At 62.2% G+C, this 17,510-nt stretch carries 14 protein-coding genes and 1 riboswitch; of the genes, 2 read left to right on the top strand and 12 right to left on the bottom strand.

The features are described 5' to 3' along the window. Window positions 1-68 precede the first annotated feature (68 nt). The 8 genes from resB to alr all read right to left on the bottom strand — a co-directional run bounded on the left by resB (window position 69) and on the right by alr (window position 9,528). Complete coding sequence (resB, locus tag JFN90_RS20220) at window positions 69-1,430, bottom strand: cytochrome c biogenesis protein ResB (protein WP_199396932.1); 1,362 nt, start codon at window positions 1,428-1,430, stop codon at window positions 69-71. Window positions 1,431-1,599: 169 nt separating this feature from the next. Then, entirely contained in the window at window positions 1,600-1,869 is a 270-nt protein-coding gene (locus tag JFN90_RS20225) for a cytochrome c3 family protein (RefSeq protein ID WP_199396933.1), read from the bottom strand. Between the two features lie 91 nt (window positions 1,870-1,960). Then, complete coding sequence (gene purE, locus JFN90_RS20230; protein WP_199396934.1) at window positions 1,961-2,467, bottom strand: 5-(carboxyamino)imidazole ribonucleotide mutase; 507 nt, start codon at window positions 2,465-2,467, stop codon at window positions 1,961-1,963. 171 nt (window positions 2,468-2,638) lie between these two features. Then, the gene (gene purD / locus JFN90_RS20235) at window positions 2,639-3,910 is read right to left on the bottom strand and encodes a phosphoribosylamine--glycine ligase (RefSeq protein ID WP_199396935.1); all 1,272 of its coding nucleotides are present in this window, start codon (window positions 3,908-3,910) and stop codon (window positions 2,639-2,641) included. A gap of 174 nt (window positions 3,911-4,084) precedes the next feature. Beyond that, window positions 4,085-5,647, bottom strand: a complete 1,563-nt coding sequence (purH, locus tag JFN90_RS20240; protein ID WP_199396936.1) for a bifunctional phosphoribosylaminoimidazolecarboxamide formyltransferase/IMP cyclohydrolase — start codon at window positions 5,645-5,647, stop codon at window positions 4,085-4,087. Between the two features lie 242 nt (window positions 5,648-5,889). After that, complete coding sequence (locus tag JFN90_RS20245) at window positions 5,890-7,149, bottom strand: ASKHA domain-containing protein (RefSeq protein ID WP_199396937.1); 1,260 nt, start codon at window positions 7,147-7,149, stop codon at window positions 5,890-5,892. Then, a complete protein-coding gene (gene selD / locus JFN90_RS20250; protein WP_199396938.1) occupies window positions 7,136-8,167 on the bottom strand; it encodes a selenide, water dikinase SelD in 1,032 nt (343 codons plus the stop codon). Before selD ends, JFN90_RS20245 begins: the two co-directional genes overlap by 14 nt. A 221-nt stretch (window positions 8,168-8,388) precedes the next feature. Beyond that, a complete protein-coding gene (gene alr / locus JFN90_RS20255; protein ID WP_199396939.1) occupies window positions 8,389-9,528 on the bottom strand; it encodes an alanine racemase in 1,140 nt (379 codons plus the stop codon). A gap of 153 nt (window positions 9,529-9,681) precedes the next feature. Next, window positions 9,682-9,783: riboswitch (TPP riboswitch) on the top strand. Window positions 9,784-10,014: 231 nt separating this feature from the next. Here alr and thiD point away from each other — a divergent pair. Continuing rightward, window positions 10,015-11,469, top strand: a complete 1,455-nt coding sequence (thiD, locus tag JFN90_RS20260) for a bifunctional hydroxymethylpyrimidine kinase/phosphomethylpyrimidine kinase (RefSeq protein ID WP_199396940.1) — start codon at window positions 10,015-10,017, stop codon at window positions 11,467-11,469. A gap of 183 nt (window positions 11,470-11,652) precedes the next feature. Beyond that, the gene (thiC, locus tag JFN90_RS20265; protein WP_199390632.1) at window positions 11,653-12,963 is read left to right on the top strand and encodes a phosphomethylpyrimidine synthase ThiC; all 1,311 of its coding nucleotides are present in this window, start codon (window positions 11,653-11,655) and stop codon (window positions 12,961-12,963) included. 258 nt (window positions 12,964-13,221) lie between these two features. Here the strand turns inward: thiC and JFN90_RS20270 are convergent, their stop codons facing one another. Genes JFN90_RS20270 through JFN90_RS20285 form a run of 4 tightly spaced genes read right to left on the bottom strand, consistent with a single transcriptional unit; the run spans window position 13,222 to window position 17,274 of the window. Next, window positions 13,222-14,676 (bottom strand): heavy metal sensor histidine kinase, encoded by a 1,455-nt coding sequence (locus JFN90_RS20270; RefSeq protein ID WP_199396941.1) that lies wholly within the window; start codon window positions 14,674-14,676, stop codon window positions 13,222-13,224. Further along, the gene (locus JFN90_RS20275; RefSeq protein WP_199396942.1) at window positions 14,669-15,346 is read right to left on the bottom strand and encodes a response regulator; all 678 of its coding nucleotides are present in this window, start codon (window positions 15,344-15,346) and stop codon (window positions 14,669-14,671) included. Before JFN90_RS20275 ends, JFN90_RS20270 begins: the two co-directional genes overlap by 8 nt. Before the next feature lie 34 nt (window positions 15,347-15,380). Continuing rightward, window positions 15,381-15,734 (bottom strand): hypothetical protein, encoded by a 354-nt coding sequence (locus JFN90_RS20280; RefSeq protein WP_199396943.1) that lies wholly within the window; start codon window positions 15,732-15,734, stop codon window positions 15,381-15,383. 16 nt (window positions 15,735-15,750) lie between these two features. Then, complete coding sequence (locus JFN90_RS20285) at window positions 15,751-17,274, bottom strand: B12-binding domain-containing radical SAM protein (RefSeq protein WP_199396944.1); 1,524 nt, start codon at window positions 17,272-17,274, stop codon at window positions 15,751-15,753. Window positions 17,275-17,510: the final 236 nt, after the last annotated feature.

A 17,510-nucleotide genomic window follows, 5' to 3' on the forward strand; every position in this document is an offset into this window, starting at 1 on the left:
ATCGATATAACCCTCCGGACGTTCAGTTAGAGCGGCATGGGGCAAGCCCCGTTACGTTTTTTATCTTTTTAAGCCTTGCCGATTTTCTCGACCAGGTCATCAAAACAGATCTCAAAGCCTGCCGGGTTCTTGCTGGCGGAACCGCCCAGGGTGACCCCGGAATCGGTAACGCGCGCCCACACCCGCTTGTGGGACATGAAGAACGCCATGCAGATACCAACCACCATCAGGAAGCAGCCAAACCACACCACCCAGACGCCCGGGTCATGCGCCACCTGCAGGCCGGTGAAGAACTTCTGGTCCATACCGTCGAAGGTGATCAGAAGGTCGCCGCCGTGCTGGGCATTGAAGGACTCGTACTTGTCGGAGAGGACCACGAACGGCTGCGGGTTGCCGCCGGCCGGGGTGAACTCGACCTGCGCGCCCGGACCGTCGAAGCCCCTCATGAAGGGACGAACGTCCATGGTCGCTTCCATGACGGAGAGGAAGGCGCCGCCGGGAAGAGCGACGCGCTCACCCTGACGGGCGTCCAGATGGACAGGAGCGCCGCCTTTGCGGTCACGCACGGTGAGGTGGTAGAGCGAGCCCTCGTCCGATTGTCCGAAGCTGGACTGGTAGAAGGTGATCCCCTTGTAGGTGAGCGGGTCGTTGACGATGATCGCGCGGCTCTGGTAGCCCGGCACGGGCTTGCCGTTCTCCACCACGGTGAGGATGCTCTTGAATTCTTTCGGCGCGCCGGTGTCGTAGTAGGAAACGGAGAACTTCTCGCAGCGCACTTCGAAACCGAGCGGAATCATCTTGCCGCTCTGGGTCTGCACCTGGGAAACGGAGCCACCCTCGGGGATGTTGGTGTACGCCTTGTAACCGGCGAAGGAGCCGATCAGCGCTCCGATAAAGATGACGATGATGGAGAGGTGCACCACGTAGACGCCGAGACGGCACCAGGGGCTCTTCTGGGCGAAGAGGTGGTACTCGCCGTCCTTCTCGGTGATCACCGGGGCGGCGAACTCGGCGCGGAGGAACGCGGCCATGCGCTCCTTGAGTTCTTCCTTGCTGCCCTTGAGCTTCAGGTCCTTGACGGTGGCCAGCGACTTCTCGAAGTTGTCGTCCATGACCAGCACCGGCTCGGAAACCACCTTCCAGACGCGCGGCAGCCTCTTGATGGAGCAGCAGATCAGGTTCAGGGTGAGCAGGTAGAGCAGGAGGATGAACCACCAGGAGTGGTACATGTCGAAGAAGCCCAGCGCGCTGTACAGGCGGATCTTCGTCTCGGAGAGAGTCGCCAGGTATTCACGCTGCGGCCCCTGCTGGATGACGGTGCCGATGATCGATACCAGTGCCAGGCCGATCAGCAGGAAAATGGAAAGTTTCAAGGAACAGAAAAAATCCCAAACCTCTTGTGCAAATCCTCGTTTGTTCGTCGTAGTCAAGGCCGTCTCCCGGTAAGGTTATGTACAGCTGTCGTAGCAGGTTTGCCATTATAGACAAATTGTCAATAAGCGCAAAACAAAAATTACGAATACACTAGGGAACAAAAAAAAGGGGTAACAGGCGAACCTGTTACCCCTAAGACTGCAATTTGACTTCCCCTAAGGGCGATTACTTCTTGTGGCAGTCACCACACTTGGTCGGGCCGCCCTTGGCAGCGTGGCACTCTTTGCAAGCCTTGCCGTGAGCCGCGTCCTTGTTGATAGCGATCTTGGCCGGAGCGCCGTCGCCGTGGCAGACTTTGCACTCGTTTTTGCCCTGGTGAGCCTTGTGGTTGAAGGTGACGTTGCCGTTTTTAGCCGGGTAAACGACGGAATCAGCGGCCATTGCGGTAACAGCAAGGGCGAGGGTCAGAGCTACTGCAGCGAAAATCTTTTTCATGATGTTCCCTCCATTATTTTTGGATCTGAAAACGGCCCGAAGGTATACAACACCGGGCCGATTGTCAAGCAAAATCAACTGCAAACGGGCATCACTTCCGCAGCGCGGCCTGCAGCGCCCGGTCCTTTTCTTCCACCTCTTCGGCCATGCGCGTCTTGTAGGCGACGAACTTGGCGCGCAATTCCGGGCTGGACAGGGAGAGCATCTGCACCGCGAGGAGTCCGGCGTTCTTGGCGCCGGCCTTGCCGATGGCCATGGTGGCGACCGGCATACCGCCCGGCATCTGGACCATGGCGTAGAGGGCGTCGACACCGTTCAGGGCGCCGCCCGGCATGGGGACCGCGATGACCGGCAGCGGCGTTTCGGCGGCGACGACACCGGCCAGGTGCGCAGCCATGCCGGCGGCGGCGATGATCACCTGGATGCCGCGCCCTTCCGCCTCGCGGGTGAGCTTCGAGGTTTTCGCGGGGGAGCGGTGTGCCGAGGAGACGTGCATCTCGTAAGGGACGCCGAATTCGGTAAGAACCCTGGCCGTCTCCTCCATGGTGGTCAGGTCGGAGTCGCTTCCCATCAGAATCAAAACGGTCGGATTAGACATAAAATCTCCTAAAAACAAAACCTCTTACAGGGAGGAAATCTGAGAAAATCTGAAAAAATCTGAGGAAAGGCGGAGAAAAACATTTCTTTTGTCACTTCTTTGTTTCTCTCCGCTTTTGCTTTTTCTCAGATGTCCTCAGATTTCCTCCCTGTTAATGGTTTGGGTGTGGGTTTAACGGTTCATCGCCTTGGCGCCGATGTCTTTCCTGTGGTGCATGCCGGGCCAGGTGATAAGCTTCACGCCGCTGTAGGCGCGGTCGATGGCTTCCTTGACGGTGGAGCCTAAAGCGGTGACGCCCAGCACGCGGCCGCCGTTGGTGACGACGGCGTCGCCGCTGGACTTTGTGCCGGCGTGGAACACCACCAGGTCCTCGACCTTCCCGGCCTCAGCTAACCCCTCGATGACGTCACCCTTACGGTAGTCGGCGGGATACCCTTCCGCCGCCAGCACCACGCAGACCGCTGCCTTGTCGTGCCACTCGATCTCGACGCCCTCCAGGCTGCCGGAGGCGACCGCCATCAGGATGGGGACGATGTCGGACTTCATGCGCATCAATAGCGGCTGGCATTCGGGGTCGCCGAAGCGGGCGTTGAACTCCAGGGTCTTCACGGAGTCGCCGTCGATCATGAGACCGGCGTAGAGGACACCACGATATGTGCGCCCTTCCGCCTTCATGCCGTCCACGGTGCGGCGCATGACTTCCGCCATGGCCTTCTCGTGGATGGGCGCGGTGACCACCGGGGCCGGGGAGTAGGCGCCCATGCCGCCGGTGTTGGGACCCTTGTCGCCGTCGTAGACCGCCTTGTGGTCCTGGGCGGAAGCGAGCGGAATTATGCGCTCGCCGTCGGTGAAGGCGAGGAAGGAGGCCTCCTCCCCTTTCAGGAACTCCTCGACGACCACGCGGGAACCGGCGGCGCCAAAGGCGTTGCCGGAGAGCATGTCGGTGACGGCGGCCACCGCCTCGTCGCGGGTCTGGGCGATGATCACCCCTTTGCCCGCGGCCAGGCCGTCCGCCTTGATGACGATCGGGATCCCGGTCTTGTCGATGAAGTCGATCGCGGCCGGGATCTCGGTGAAGACGCCGTAAGCCGCGGTCGGGACGTTGTACTTCTGCATCAGGTCCTTGGAAAATGCCTTAGACGCCTCGATGATGGCGGCGTTCTTGCGGGCGCCGAAGGCCTTCAGGCCGTTCTCTTCGAAGAGATCGACTAGGCCCAGGGAAAGCGGCAGCTCCGGGCCAACCACGGTCAGTTCCACCCCTTCCTTCTTGGCGAAGTCGAGCAGCCCCTGGAGGTTGTCCACGGCGATGTCCACGTTTTCAGCCAGCGTCGCCGTGCCCGGGTTGCCCGGTGCGCAGAACACCTTCTCCACCAGCGGGGACTGGGCGATCTTCCAGACCAGCGCGTGCTCCCTCCCGCCGCTGCCTACTACCAATACCTTCATAACTATTTCTCCCTCATGTCTCCTCCCCCAGGAGGGGGGAGGCCGGGTGGGGGGAAATGCGTCATTCCCCCTCCCTAGCCCTCCCCCTCCGGGGGCGGGGACGGTTCCAGAAACGACAATGGACAAAGACGACTGAAGCGTTGTCCTTTGTCCATTGTCAATTGTCGATTGGGTTTAGTGCCTGAAGTGCCTCATTCCGGTGAAGACCATGGCGATGTTGTGCTCGTCGGCGGCGGCGATGACTTCGGCGTCGCGCATGGAGCCGCCCGGCTGGATCACGGCGGTGACGCCGACGCTGGCGGCGTTGTCCAGACCGTCACGGAACGGGAAGAAGGCGTCGGATGCCATGACCGCACCCTGGACCGGGATCCCGGCATGCTCGGCCTTGATGGCGGCGATGCGGGCGGAGTTGACGCGGCTCATCTGGCCGGCGCCCACGCCCACGGTGGCGTTGCTGCGGCCGTACACGATGGCGTTGGACTTCACGAACTTGGCGACGCGCCAGGTGAAGAGGAGGTCTTCCATTTCCTGGTCGGTCGGAGCGCGCTTGGTCACCACCTTGAGCTCGGCGAAGAGGTCGAGGTCGGCGTCCTGGACCAGCATGCCGCCGTTGACGCGTTTGTAGTCACAGCGGGCAGCCGGCTGCTCCGGCCAGAAGCCGCACTCCATGAGACGGACGTTCTTCTTGGCGGCGACGATCTCGCTGGCAGCCTCGGTGACCTTGGGAGCGATGATCACCTCGACGAACTGGCGCTCCACGATGGCACGCGCGGTGGTCTCGTCGAGTTCGCGGTTGAAGGCGATGATGCCGCCGAAGGCGGACTCGGGGTCGGTCTTGTAGGCGAGATCGTAGGCTTCCATGACGTTGCCGGCCACAGCGACGCCGCACGGGTTGGCGTGCTTCACAATGACGCAGGCGGGCTGGTCGAACTGCTTCACGCACTCGAGCGCCGCATCGGTGTCGCCGATGTTGTTGTAGGAAAGCTCCTTGCCCTGGATCTGGCGCGCGGTGGAGATGGAAGCCTCCTTAGCCCCCTTCTCGACGTAGAAGGCGCCGGACTGGTGCGGGTTCTCGCCGTAGCGCATCCCTTGTGCCAGCTTGTACTGCAGGGTCAGGGTGTCCGGGTACGGCGCAACGCCCTCGCCGGTGCGGGCGCCCAGCCAGTTGGAGATGGCGCCGTCGTAGGCGGCGGTGTGCTGGTACACCTTGACGGCGAGGCGGAAGTTGGTCTCACGGGAGACACTGCCGGCGCTGGCTTTCATCTCGTCCAGCACCAGCTGGTAGTCGGCGTGGTCGACGATGACGGTGACGTCGCGGTTGTTCTTGGCAGCGGAGCGGAGCATGGTCGGGCCGCCGATGTCGATGTTCTCGATGGCGTCTTCCATGGTGCAGTCTTCCTTGGCCACGGTCGCCTCGAACGGGTAGAGGTTGACCACCACCATGTCGATCGGCTCGATGCCGTGCTCCTGCATCTTGGCCACGTGCGCCGGGTTCTCCCTCATGCCGAGGATGCCGCCGTGCACCTTCGGGTGCAGCGTCTTGACCCTGCCGTCCAGCATCTCGGGGAAACCGGTGAACTCGGAAACGTCCTTCACCGGGATGCCCGCCTCGCGCAGCAGCTTCGCGGTGCCGCCGGTGGAGAGGATCTCCACGCCGTAGCCGGCCAACGCCCGGGAAAATTCCACCACTCCAGTCTTCTCCGACACGCTTACCAGCGCGCGCCCAATTTTTGCCATTTCGCCACTCCTTTTTGTTGCTGCTTTTGATGTTGATTAGATATTCAAAGCATAACCACAGAGGTCACAGAGGTTCACGCTAGGGGACTGGCTCCGCCAGGTGCCTGTCCCTTTTGTTTTCAAAAAGCATTACCACAGAGGACACAGAGGTTCACTGAGGACACAGAGAGTAAACGGGGGTAAAACCTTAAAGTCATATGCCTTTCCTCCGAGTCCTCTGTGGACCGCGGAGCCCTCTGTGGTCAGGCTTTTGTTTTGGGGAAATCTATATTTGCCAGGAAGTGCTTTTCGAAGAGTGGTGTGCCGGAAAGGGGGATGACGCGGACCCTTTGCGCCAGGGCCTCCATCTGTTCGCGGCCATCCTCGGTGAGCAGTACACGCTCCACGCCGGCCAGCGCCCCTTCCTTGATAAATCCGGTGATTCTTACCATTTTTTCGTTGAAAATTCCAACCTTTTTTAGCACATCCGGCGACAGCACGGCCCCGAAGGAACCGGTCAGCACCACCCGCGCAACATCGTCCAGGGCGAGGTTCGCCTTCTCCAGAAGGATCTCCATCCCGCCCCGCATCGCGCCTTTGGCGAGTTGCAGCGCGCGGATGTCCTCCTGGTCGAGGTAGACGAAACTTTTGGCGTCCCGGTGCAGCACGAAACTGGTGATGCCGTTCACCTCCTGCACCCGGTTGCCAAGGTTGGAGTCGATCTCGGCGGCGGGAAGAAGGCGGCCGGTTGCTTCCACGATCCCTGCTTCGAGGAGGGCAGACACGGTGTCCAGCACACCCGTACCGCAGATGCCGCTCGGCGCGGCACCGGCGATGGTAGTTATAAGTAGCCTGTCCCCTTTTATCTGAACGCCGCTCACCGCACCGGGGAGCGCCGCCATGCCGCACTTCAGGTTACCCCCTTCGAAGGCGGGGCCGGCGGCGGCCGAGGTGGCGAGGTAGCGTTCGCCGTCAAAAAGGGCGATCTCCGCGTTGGTGCCGACATCCAGGAACAGGGTGCCGGCCGCGGGCATCTCCGTCATGCCGAAGAGAAAGGCGAGCAGGTCGCCGCCGACGAAACCGCCCGGAAGCGGCAGCAGGTAGCAAGGATAGTCGCGGCTCCAGCCGAGATCGAGGGTAGTCACGGATTTTCCGGTGGAGAAGAGGGGACGAAACGGAGGATGGGCCAGCGACTCTACCGGCAGGGCCAGCGCGATGGTCTCCATGGAGGGGTTGCCGGCGATGGCCACCTGCGCGAGATCCGCGGGCGACGCGCCCGCCTGCTCGAGCAGCGCGTCGGTCATGCGCTCCATCTCGACTGCCAGGGCGGCCTGCATGGCCCGCAGGGTTTCGGGATCTCCTCCCGCGGTGAGGCGGGCGAGGACGTCGGCTCCCCAACGGCGCTGGGGGTTCATGGCGCCGGTGACGGCCAGCCGGGTTCCGGTGGCAGGATCGACCAGCGACGCAGCTATGGTGGTGGTGCCAAGGTCGAAAGCGGCGGCGAGCCCCTTAGGCGAAGACAATGGCGCTTCCCCCGACGGGCTCGACCGCGCCGATCGCGACGGCAAAGAGGCCGGACTGTTCGGCGCGGGTCAGGAATTCACGGGCGTCGTCGGGGGCGAAGGAGATGAGGAGCCCCCCCGAGGTCTGCGGGTCGAAAAGCGGCAAGAGGGCGTCGCCGCCGGAGCCCGTCACGTGGGATTCGTAATGATGGCGGTTTCGGTAGCAGCCGGCGGGGACCATGCCGTCGTGGATCAGGGCGGGGACGCCCGACATGATGGGCACGCGGGACAGTTCGATGCGAAAGGTGACCTTTGCGCCGAGGGCCATCTCGCAGGCGTGGCCGATGAAACCGAAACCGGTCACGTCGGTGGCGGCGGTGGCGTTGCAGGCGACCATGAGTTCGCAAGCCTTGGCGTTGAGCGCCGTCATCCAGCCGATGGCTTCGGTCGCCAGGGCGTCGTCGATCATCTCGGCCTTGATGGCGGTCGAGACGATGCCGGTCCCGAGCGGCTTGGTGAGCACCAGGACGTCGCCGGGGCGGGCGGTGCAGTTTCTGACGATGCGGGAGGGATCGATGAGGCCGGTCACCGCCATGCCGAATTTAAGTTCGTTGTCTTCCACCGTGTGGCCGCCGACCAGGCAGGCGCCCGCCTCCTTGAGCGCGTCGGCGCCGCCGGCCAAGATGGCGGCGAGCACGGCGGTGGGGAGCGAGCAGGCCGGGAAGAAGGCGAGGTTCATCGCCGTCACCGGTTTGCCCCCCATGGCGTAGACGTCGGAGAGGGCGTTGGCCGCGGCGATGCGGCCGAAGGTGAAGGGATCATCAACGAGCGGCGTGATGATGTCGGTGGTCTCCACCAGGGCAAGGCTCTCCCCTATGCGGTAGATTCCCGCATCCTCGGCGCCCTCCACACCTACGATGAGGTTGGGGTCGTCCGAGCGGGTTATGTCGCGGATGGCATCTTCCAGGCCCGCCGGGCCCAGTTTGGCAGCTCAACCCGCCGCCTGCACCATCGTCGTAAGGCGTACCTTATCAGTCATATAAACCCCTAAAAACCGTTAGCCACGGAGAAAATCTGAGGACATCTGAGAAAGGCAAAACGAATGCAAAACCTAAAACCTTTCACAAGGAGACCATCTGAGGACATCTGAGAACCTCAAAAACTAAAGACTTTGGGGTTAAACCAAAAAGCTTGTTGGTTTTCTCAGATGTTCTCAGATTTTCTCCGTGGCCAATGGTTTTAGGTTCTGCTTCTCGTGTTTTACCCGATATACACCCTGCGTACGCGGCGGGTGGCTATGCCGCACATGATCTCGTAGGGGATGGTGCCGGCTTTCTCGGCCAATTCCTCGGCGGTGATGCGATCGCCCATCGGATCGGGACCCAAAAGAGTCACGTCGTCCCCCACGGCGACGCCCTCGACGTCGGTCACGTCCAGCATGATCCAGTCCATGCACACGGTGCCGGCGACGCGGGCACGCTTGCCGCGGATGAGCGCCTCACCCTTGTTGGTGAGACTGCGGCAATAACCGTCGGCGTACCCCACCGGAACGCTGGCGATGAGGGCGCGCTTGTCGGCGACGTAACGCCGGCCGTAGCTGATGCTGGTCCCGGGCTCCACCCACTTGAGCATCGCCACCCGGCTCTTCAGCTTCATGACGGGCAAGGAGGCCATCTCGTCGACGAAATCCCGGGAAGGGGCGGCGCCGTAGAGGATGATCCCCGGCCGCACCAGGTTGCAATAGGGAAGCTCGGCCGCGAGGATGGCGGCGCTGTTGGCGACATGGACGTAGGCGGGATCGAATCCCTGGCGGCGGGCCTCGATGACGGCGGCGTTGAAGCGCTCGGCCTGCAGCTTGGTGAAGGCGAGGCCGTCCGGGTCGCGCTCATCGGCACTGGCGAAGTGGGAGAAGATCCCTTCCAGCTCCAGGTTCTTGAACTGCTTCAGCTGCTCGAGGAATTCCGGCACCTTGTCCCAGGTGACGCCGAGGCGCCCCATGCCGGTGTCGACCTTCAGGTGGATCTTCGCCTTGCGGTAGCACTTGATTTCCAGAGCCGCCCGGTCCAGAGCCGCCGCCTGCTCCAGCGAATAGAGCGCGGTGGAGATGTTGAGGCCGATGCAGCGCCGCTCCTCGCCGGGGTAAATGCCCCCGAGGATCAGTACCGGGCGGTAGATGCCGCTCATGCGCAGTTGCACCCCCTCGGCAAGGAAGGCGACCGCGAAAGCATCCACTCCGAGCTTTTCCAGCTCCTCGGAAACGTACTGGAAACCGTGGCCGTAGGCGTCGGCCTTGACCACGGCCAAAATGCCGCACCCTTCGGGCACCTTCTTCTGCACCAGGCCGAAGTTGTGCCTGAGTGCGGCGAGATCTATTTCAACAACCGTAGGACGACTGTCCATCTCGAAATCCCGTATCGGTATATCCAAATGAAATCAGGCCGGGACTCTCCCGGCCAGTGATTTTTCTACCACTTTCGCCCAGGAGTGTAAAGGCAAAAACCCGAAAGCGATTGACTTTGCAAGAGGATTCCATTATGTTTACGGCCTCAGCGAAAAGCCAGCTAGGGGAGTTCGCCAGAACTGAGACAGGTCGATCCTGAACCCTTTGAACCTGATCCGGGTCGTACCGGCGTAGGGAAGCGGCGCGTACTCCGACCTTTTCATCGTGAGCCGTGACCCCCGTCGCGGCTTTTTTATTTAGAGTGCTAGAACCAGAACCCTTCACAGGGAGAAAATCTGAGGAAATCTGAGAACAACTGGAGAACGTCTTTGGTTTAGTCCCCAAAGGCTCTCAGTTTTTCTCCGTTTTTGTTTTTCTCAGATGTCCTCAGATTTCCTCCTTGTGAGTGGTTTTCGGTTCGGCTTTATGCTTTTTCGAGGTGTGCCTTGTTAAGACTCGTGGTGGACCATAGCGGGAAGGAGCGGCGTGTAGCGGGACTGTACCTGATCACGGACCAGGGCGAACGCCTGGTGCCGCGGGTGCGGGAGGCCCTCGCCAGCGGCGGCATCGCCCTCTTGCAATACCGCGACAAGGCACGCACCTACGAGGAACGCCTCGCGCTTGGCAGCGACCTGAAACACCTTTGCGCGGAGTTCCAGGTGCAGTTCATCGTCAATGACGACCTGGAACTGGCGCTGGCGCTCGACGCCGACGGCCTGCACCTGGGCCAGGAGGACGGTGACCCGGCCGCCGCCCGCGCCGCCCTCGGCCCCAAGAAGCTGATCGGCATCTCCACCCACTCGATCGAGGAGGCGCTCGCCGCACAGGATGCGGGTGCCGACTACATCGGCTTCGGCTCCCTCTACCCCACCCAGAGCAAGGAAGTCGAACACCTGCAGAGCCCGGAAGCACTAGCCGAGTTGAGGGAAAAGATCCAAATCCCCATCGTGGCCATCGGCGGCATCACCCGCGACAACGGCTGCGCCGTCATCGACGCCGGCGCGGATTCCATCGCGGTCATCTCCGCTGTCCTTTCGGCACGCTCCCCCGGCCTCGCCGCGACCGAACTGTCCCTGCTCTTCAACCGCACCATGACCCAACCGCGCGGCGCCGTGCTCACCATCGCCGGCAGCGATTCCGGCGGCGGCGCGGGCATCCAGGCGGACCTCAAAACAATTACGCTCCTCGGCAGCTACGGCGCCTCGGCGATTACCGCCCTCACCGCCCAGAACACCCGGGGCGTCACCGGCATCCACTCGTCCCCGCCCGCCTTCCTCGCGGAACAGATCGATGCGGTGCTTTCGGACATTCCCATCGACGTGGTGAAGATCGGCATGCTGTCCTCGCCGGAGAACGCGGAGATCGTGGCGGACAAGCTGACCGCCTACGAGATGAGGATGGTGGTGCTCGACCCGGTGATGAGCGCCAAAGGGGGCGTGGCGCTCCTCGAGGACGAGGCGCTCTCGGTGCTGAAGAAAAGACTGGTGCCGCTGAGTTACCTGGTCACACCCAATATCCCGGAGGCGGAGGCCCTCACCGGCCTTACCATCACCGATAGCGCGGGCATGGAACTCGCCGCCCGCGCGCTGCATCTCATGGGCGCCAAGCACGTGCTGGTCAAGGGGGGGCACCTGACCGAAGGGGTGGTGACCGACATCCTCTTCGACGGCAGCGGCTTCACCCGCTTCAGCGCGCCGCGCGTGCTGACCCGCAACACCCACGGCACCGGTTGCACCCTCGCCTCCGCCATCGCTACCAACCTGGCCCAGGGAGAGCCGCTCCCCAGCGCGATACTCAGGGCCAAGCTGTTCGTGACCCGCGCCATCAAGTTCTCGCAGCCGCTAGGCAAAGGGCACGGACCGGTGAACCATTTCCTGGCGGCGCGGGACCAGGGGGAGTAAAAGCATCATCCCCTCCCCCGGAGGGGGAGGGATAGGGAGGGGGCGCGTAGCGTCTTTAGCCTGCATCCCCCCTCCCAGCCTCCCCCCTCCGGGGGGAGGAGCTAGCGTGCATCTTGAGATGAATAGTTGTGAAATGATGAATGTATCTAGTTTCTGCAATAGCAGCCATATAAAGGAGTAGCCATGACCCAGCTGGAATACGCCCGCAAGGGGATCATCACGGACAAGATGAAGACCGCAGCCCTCGCCGAGGGGGTGGACGCCGAATTCATCCGCGCCGGGATCGCCGCCGGGAACATCATCATCTGCCATAACAACAAGCACGTGAACGGCACGCCGCTCGCCGTGGGCAAGGGCCTCAGGACCAAGGTCAACGCCAATATCGGCAGCTCCGCCGACGACCTCAATTTCGAGAAGGAGCTGGAGAAGGTACGCGTGGCAGTAGCCAGCGGCGCCGACGCCATCATGGACCTCTCCACCGGCGGCCCGGTCGACGAGATCCGCCGCGCCGTCATCGCCGAGACTTCCGCCTGCATCGGCACCGTGCCGCTGTACCAGGCCGCGCTGGACGCGGTGAGAAAGCACAAGAAAGCGATCGTCGAGATGACCGTTGAAGACATCTTCCAGGGCGTCATCAAGCACGCCGAGGACGGCGTCGACTTCATCACCGTGCACTGCGGCGTGACCCGCTCCACCGTGGAGCGCATGCGCAAGGAAGGTCGCATCATGGACGTGGTTTCCCGCGGCGGCGCCTTCACTATCGAGTGGATGGCGCACAACAACGCCGAGAACCCGCTCTACGAGCACTTCGACCGCCTGCTCGAGATCACCAAGGCGTACGACATGACCCTGTCGCTGGGTGACGGCTTCCGCCCCGGCTGCCTGGCCGACGCCACCGACCGCGCCCAGATCCACGAGCTGATCATCCTGGGCGAACTGACCCAGCGTGCCCAGGAGTACGGCGTGCAGGTGATGATCGAGGGGCCGGGGCACATGCCGCTGAACCAGATCGAGGCCAACATCCTGCTGCAGAAGCGGCTGTGCCACGGCGCGCCGTTCTACGTGCTGGGACCGCTGGTCACCGACATCGCCCCGGGCTACGACCACATCACCTCCGCCATCGGCGGGACCATCGCCGCCGCGGCCGGTGCCGACTTCCTCTGCTACGTGACGCCGTCCGAGCACCTGAAGCTCCCGAGCGTCGAGGACGTGCGTGAAGGGGTGATGGCGTCGCGCATCGCCGCCCACGCCGCCGACATCGTCAAAGGGGTCAAGGGGGCCATCGAGAAGGACAACCAGATGGCGCGCTGCCGCAAGAAGCTCGATTGGGAAGGGCAGTTCGCCCTGGCCATCGACCCGGTCAAGGCGCGTCGCCTGCGCGAGGAGTCCGGCGTTGCCGACCACGGCGCCTGCACCATGTGCGGCGAGTTCTGCGCCTACAAGGTGATGGACGACGCCACCGAGCGCGAGCGCGCCAACGCCGCCTGCGCCTAGTTATCCCGCAAAATCGTAGGGGCGAATAATCATTCGCCCGCCGTTGCCCCACAAAAAAGCCGCTGCCCAATCCAATGGGACAGCGGCTTTTTTAAACCTTCAACGCAAAGACGCCAAGGCGCGGAGGCGCAAAGACAAGGGGAACCGACCAGCATGTGGGTGTGAAAAATATTCCTGCTTTTCTTTGCGCCTCTGCGGCTTTGCGTCTTTGCGTTGAGGCTCTGGGGGTTACGCTACACCTGCCGCTGTAGCCTTGAATCAGACTTCCGCGGTGACCTTGTTTTTAAGGGAGGGATGCTGGGGGAAATGGAGCGTGATGGCGGTCCCGTGCCCGGGGCGACTCCAGGCGGAGACGTCGCCGTTATGCATCTCCATGATCGCCTTCACGATGGCGAGCCCGAGGCCGGTGCCGCTGTGCTGTGAGCCGGCTTTGGCCCGGTAGAACCGGTCGAAAAGAAAGGGAAGATGTTCGGAGTAGATGCCGCAGCCCGTATCGGTCACGACGATATCGACCTCGCCGTTACTCCCCTTGGAAGAGGAAATGGAGATTTCGCCTCCGGCCGGCGTGTAGGTGATGGCGTTGCTGATCAGGTTGCTGAGAGCCCGGCGGAACAGGGTCCGGTCCCCCCAGAAGGAGGCGTCGACGCTGTGAAGGAGCGTGATCCCGGCGGAGCTGGCTTCATCGGAGAAGTAATCCACCACCTCCTCGACCTCGGCTCCGGCGTCGAGTTTCTCGAACATGAGATCGTTTTTCTCGTTGTCGGCGCGGGCCAGGAAGAGGAGCTTGTCGATCACCGCCGCCAGCCGTTCGTACTCGGTCAGGCTGGAGGAGATGATATCCTGGTACTCCTCGGGGGTCCGATCCTGGGAGAGGGCGATCTCGGCCTCCAGCATCAGGTTGTTGATCGGCGTGCGCAACTCGTGGGCAAGGTTTCCCGAGTAGTGAGTGAGCCTCTGGAAGGAGTTCTCCAACCGCGCCATCATGGCGTTGACCGACTCGATCACGGGTTGCATCTCGTGCGGAAAGCGGTCCGCCTCCAGCCGCGTGTTGAGCCGGCTGCCGGTGATGTTCTTGATCGAGCCGCTCAGTTCGTCCAGGGGCTTCAGTCCGCGTTTCACGACGATGTAGGAACTGGGGATGGCGAAGAGGAAGGCTCCCAGCCCAAACAGGAAGAGATAGAGACGATATACCCCGATCAGTTGGTCGTGCTCGGCCAGATCTATGCCTATCTGCAGGACCCAGCCACGGGCCTCTGAGTTGGGATCGGTGAGTCGCGCGGTCCGCAGCAGGTAGTTGGCGCCGTTGGCCTGGAACTTTCTGGACCTGGAATCACCGACGGGAGGGAAGGCGGAGACGGGCAGAACGTCCCTCATGTTCGGACAGTCCACGATGATCTTGCCGGTGGGGTCCACGATGCGCATCAGGATACAGTTGGTCGGGGCGTCTTGCCCCCGCTCTTCCGCCTGCATCACCTGCCGGATGGCGTTAAGGCCGGAGGGGGTTCCGAGCAGGGCGCGCACCGAGGTGATCTCCCCCTGCAGCTGCTCCGAGCCGGACACGTTGATGTGATGCACCAGTTTCAAGTACAGCAAAAAGGCGCACAGGGTGAAGCCGACGACGATGGAAATGATGTACAGCACGGCCAGATTGTGAGCCATGGACCGATTTTTGCGCCCGATGGTTTCCTCCGGGGCAGCAGGGGTATCACTCATCGCGGTCCTCTAGGACGTAGCCCACGCCGCGCACGGTGTGGATCAGCTTCTTGTCGAAGGGGCCGTCCACCTTGGCCCGCAACCCCGCCAGCTTCACATCCACGATCTTCAGGTTGGCGTCGAAGCCGAGGTTCCAGACCGCCTCGGCGATGCGCAGCCGCGACTGCACCTCCCCGGAGCGGCGGATCAGCATGGAGAGGAGCGCGAACTCCTTGGGGGTCAGCTCCAGATGCTTGCCGGCGCGGGTCGCCTTGCGGGCGAAGAAGTTGACGGTGAGGTCGGCCACCTGCACCTCGTCCTGCTGCAGCACCTGCCCCCGGCGCAAAAGCGCTTGGATCCGGGCACAAAGCTCGCCGAAGGAGAACGGTTTGACCAGGTAGTCATCCGCCCCGGACTGCAGGCCGCAGATCCGGTCGTGCACCTCGTCACGTGCGGTGAGCATGATGACCGGCGTGCTCTTCCCCGATTGGCGCAGCCTCTTCACCACCTCGAAACCGTCGATGCCGGGGAGCATCAGGTCAAGGATGATCAGTTCGTACGACTTCTCCCGTGCCAGGGCGAGCCCGCGCAGACCGTCGCCGGCGATGTCGGCGTTGATGCTGACCTCCGCCAACCCCTTCCTCAACTGCTCCGCGGTCTTCTCGGAATCTTCAATGATCAGGAAATTCATGCCAGAACCTTTCGTACGTTAAGCCCGGAGTTCCTCAACTGAATGCCGTGCAGTAACCCCAATAACTCCCGCCGCCTATGACGACAAAGAGCACCACGTGCTTGATCACCAGCATCTTGCGCCTGGTCCTCTCGGTTTCAGCACCGTAGAAGTTGTCCACGTAGGTAAAGCTGCGCATCCCGCCGGTGGCGAAGATGAGTATTGCCGCGCCCACGCTGTTCCAGAAGAAAAAACGCTCTATCTGCGCCAGGGTCCCGGCGACCGGCGGCGCCTCCAGCCGAAAGCCATGCAAAAGACGGACGGCGATCAGCGCGGAGAGCCAATACCCGGTCATGAAATCGTGCACGAAGCCGTTCAACACCACGGCGATCTTTTTCACTTTATCCATGCTCTCCTCGCCCGCGTCAGGGGATCGGCGCGAAGGTGTGCGGGTGCGACTGCAAGGCATCCTCGCCGCGCTGCATCCCCTTCACGCTCCTGACCAGCGCCTGCACCTCGGGCGGCATCTGCTTCCCGTCTTTCATCATCGCCCGCATCTGGCCGGCAAGGTACGAGTTGTTGATCAGGATGTCGAACACTGCCAGCATGAACTCCTGCTTCCAGGGGGAGAGCTCCCGCAAATTCTGGAACTTGTGCATGAAGAACTTCTGGCTGGCGCGGCCCAACTCGCGCTCCAGCTCCTCCAGCGTCATGTTTTTCGGCTTGATCACCGGTTCGACCAGGTTGTACTTGCGGTAGTCGGTGGTCGCCACGTATTGCTCCAGCTCCGGGTAGAGCTCGGCGTAGGGCCAGGGCGCGATGGCGAGGAAGAAGGCCATGTCCGGGTTGTAGTGCTTGGCGAGTTCGATGGTCTTGGCGATGCTCTCCGGCGTGTCATCCGGCATCCCCAGCACGAACGAGGTCTCCGAGACGATGTCCGCGTTGTTGATGATGTCGATGGCCGCCTTGGACTGCTCCACCTTGGTGTTCTTGTTGAACAGGTCCAGGGTCTCCTGGTCTCCCGCCTCGACGCCCACGTAGATGTGCTCCACGCCGGCCTCGCGGTATTTGTCCATGATGTCCGCGTCGCGCAGGATGTCGTCCACGCGGGTCTCCATGAGGAGCTTGACGCCGACCTTCCTTTCGATCATCAGGTCGAGGATGCGCACCCAGCGCTCGCGGTCGAAGGTGGGGATTTCGTCGGAGAGCATGGCGACTTCGACGCCGTAGCTGTCGCGCAGAAGTTCCAGCTCCGCAACGAAGTTCTCGGCGCTTCTGGCGCGCCAGGAGCGCTCCCAGAAGAGCTGCTGCGAACAAAACGAGCACTTCTCCATGCAGCCGCGCGAGGAGGAGACGATGGCGAGCCGGGCGTTGTTCTTGGCCCGGTAGCGGTAGATGGGCCACTCGACCAGGTCCCAGGCCATCGGAAGCGCATCGAGGTCGGCGATGGGGGCGGCCTTCGGCGTCACCACCACGGCGCCGTCGCGCCAGAAGGAGAGCCCGGGCACGGTGGCGGGATCGCCGCCGGCGTTCAGGCAGTCCAGCAGCTTCACCAGCGTCACCTCGCCCTCGCCGCGCACCACGAAATCGACCGTGTCGTGCTCGGCCTGCAGGATCTCGTCGTAGCAGAAGGTGGCGTGTACGTTGCCGTGCACGGTGACCACCTGCGGATTGATCTTCTTGGCGAGCGCGGTCAGCTCCAGCGCGTGGGCGATGGAAGCAGTGAAAGAAGTGGTCGCCACCACGTCCGGCGCGAAGGCGCGCAGGCGCTCCTCGATCTCCGGCCACTTGTGCCAAAGGCTCATGGCGTCGTAGTAGTCGACCTCGTACCCGGCGGCGCGCAGCGATCCGGCGATGTAGACGAAGCCGACGTTGAGCCAGGTCCCCGCTGATTCGACCACACCCGAGTGGTACGGCGGCGTGACTAAGGCTACCCTCTTTATACTCATAACACGTCCCTTGCTTTATGTGAAAACTGTAATAGAGAGACAGATACTACTTATAGTTTGTTCCAATATGCCACATGATACTCAAAAATCAAAACGGAAAACACCATACTGCCATCCTTTAATTTATCCGTTGCTGAATTGAAACCTGCACCAACTAAATAATTCAAAAAGAAAGATGTAAGTGCTCAAATCACGTGCATCATGCCCAAAGAAAATGCAAAAACTGCTTAACTAAA

Origin of the sequence: Geomonas propionica (assembly GCF_016458235.1) — a bacterium.
Classification (GTDB): domain Bacteria; phylum Desulfobacterota; class Desulfuromonadia; order Geobacterales; family Geobacteraceae; genus Geomonas; species Geomonas propionica.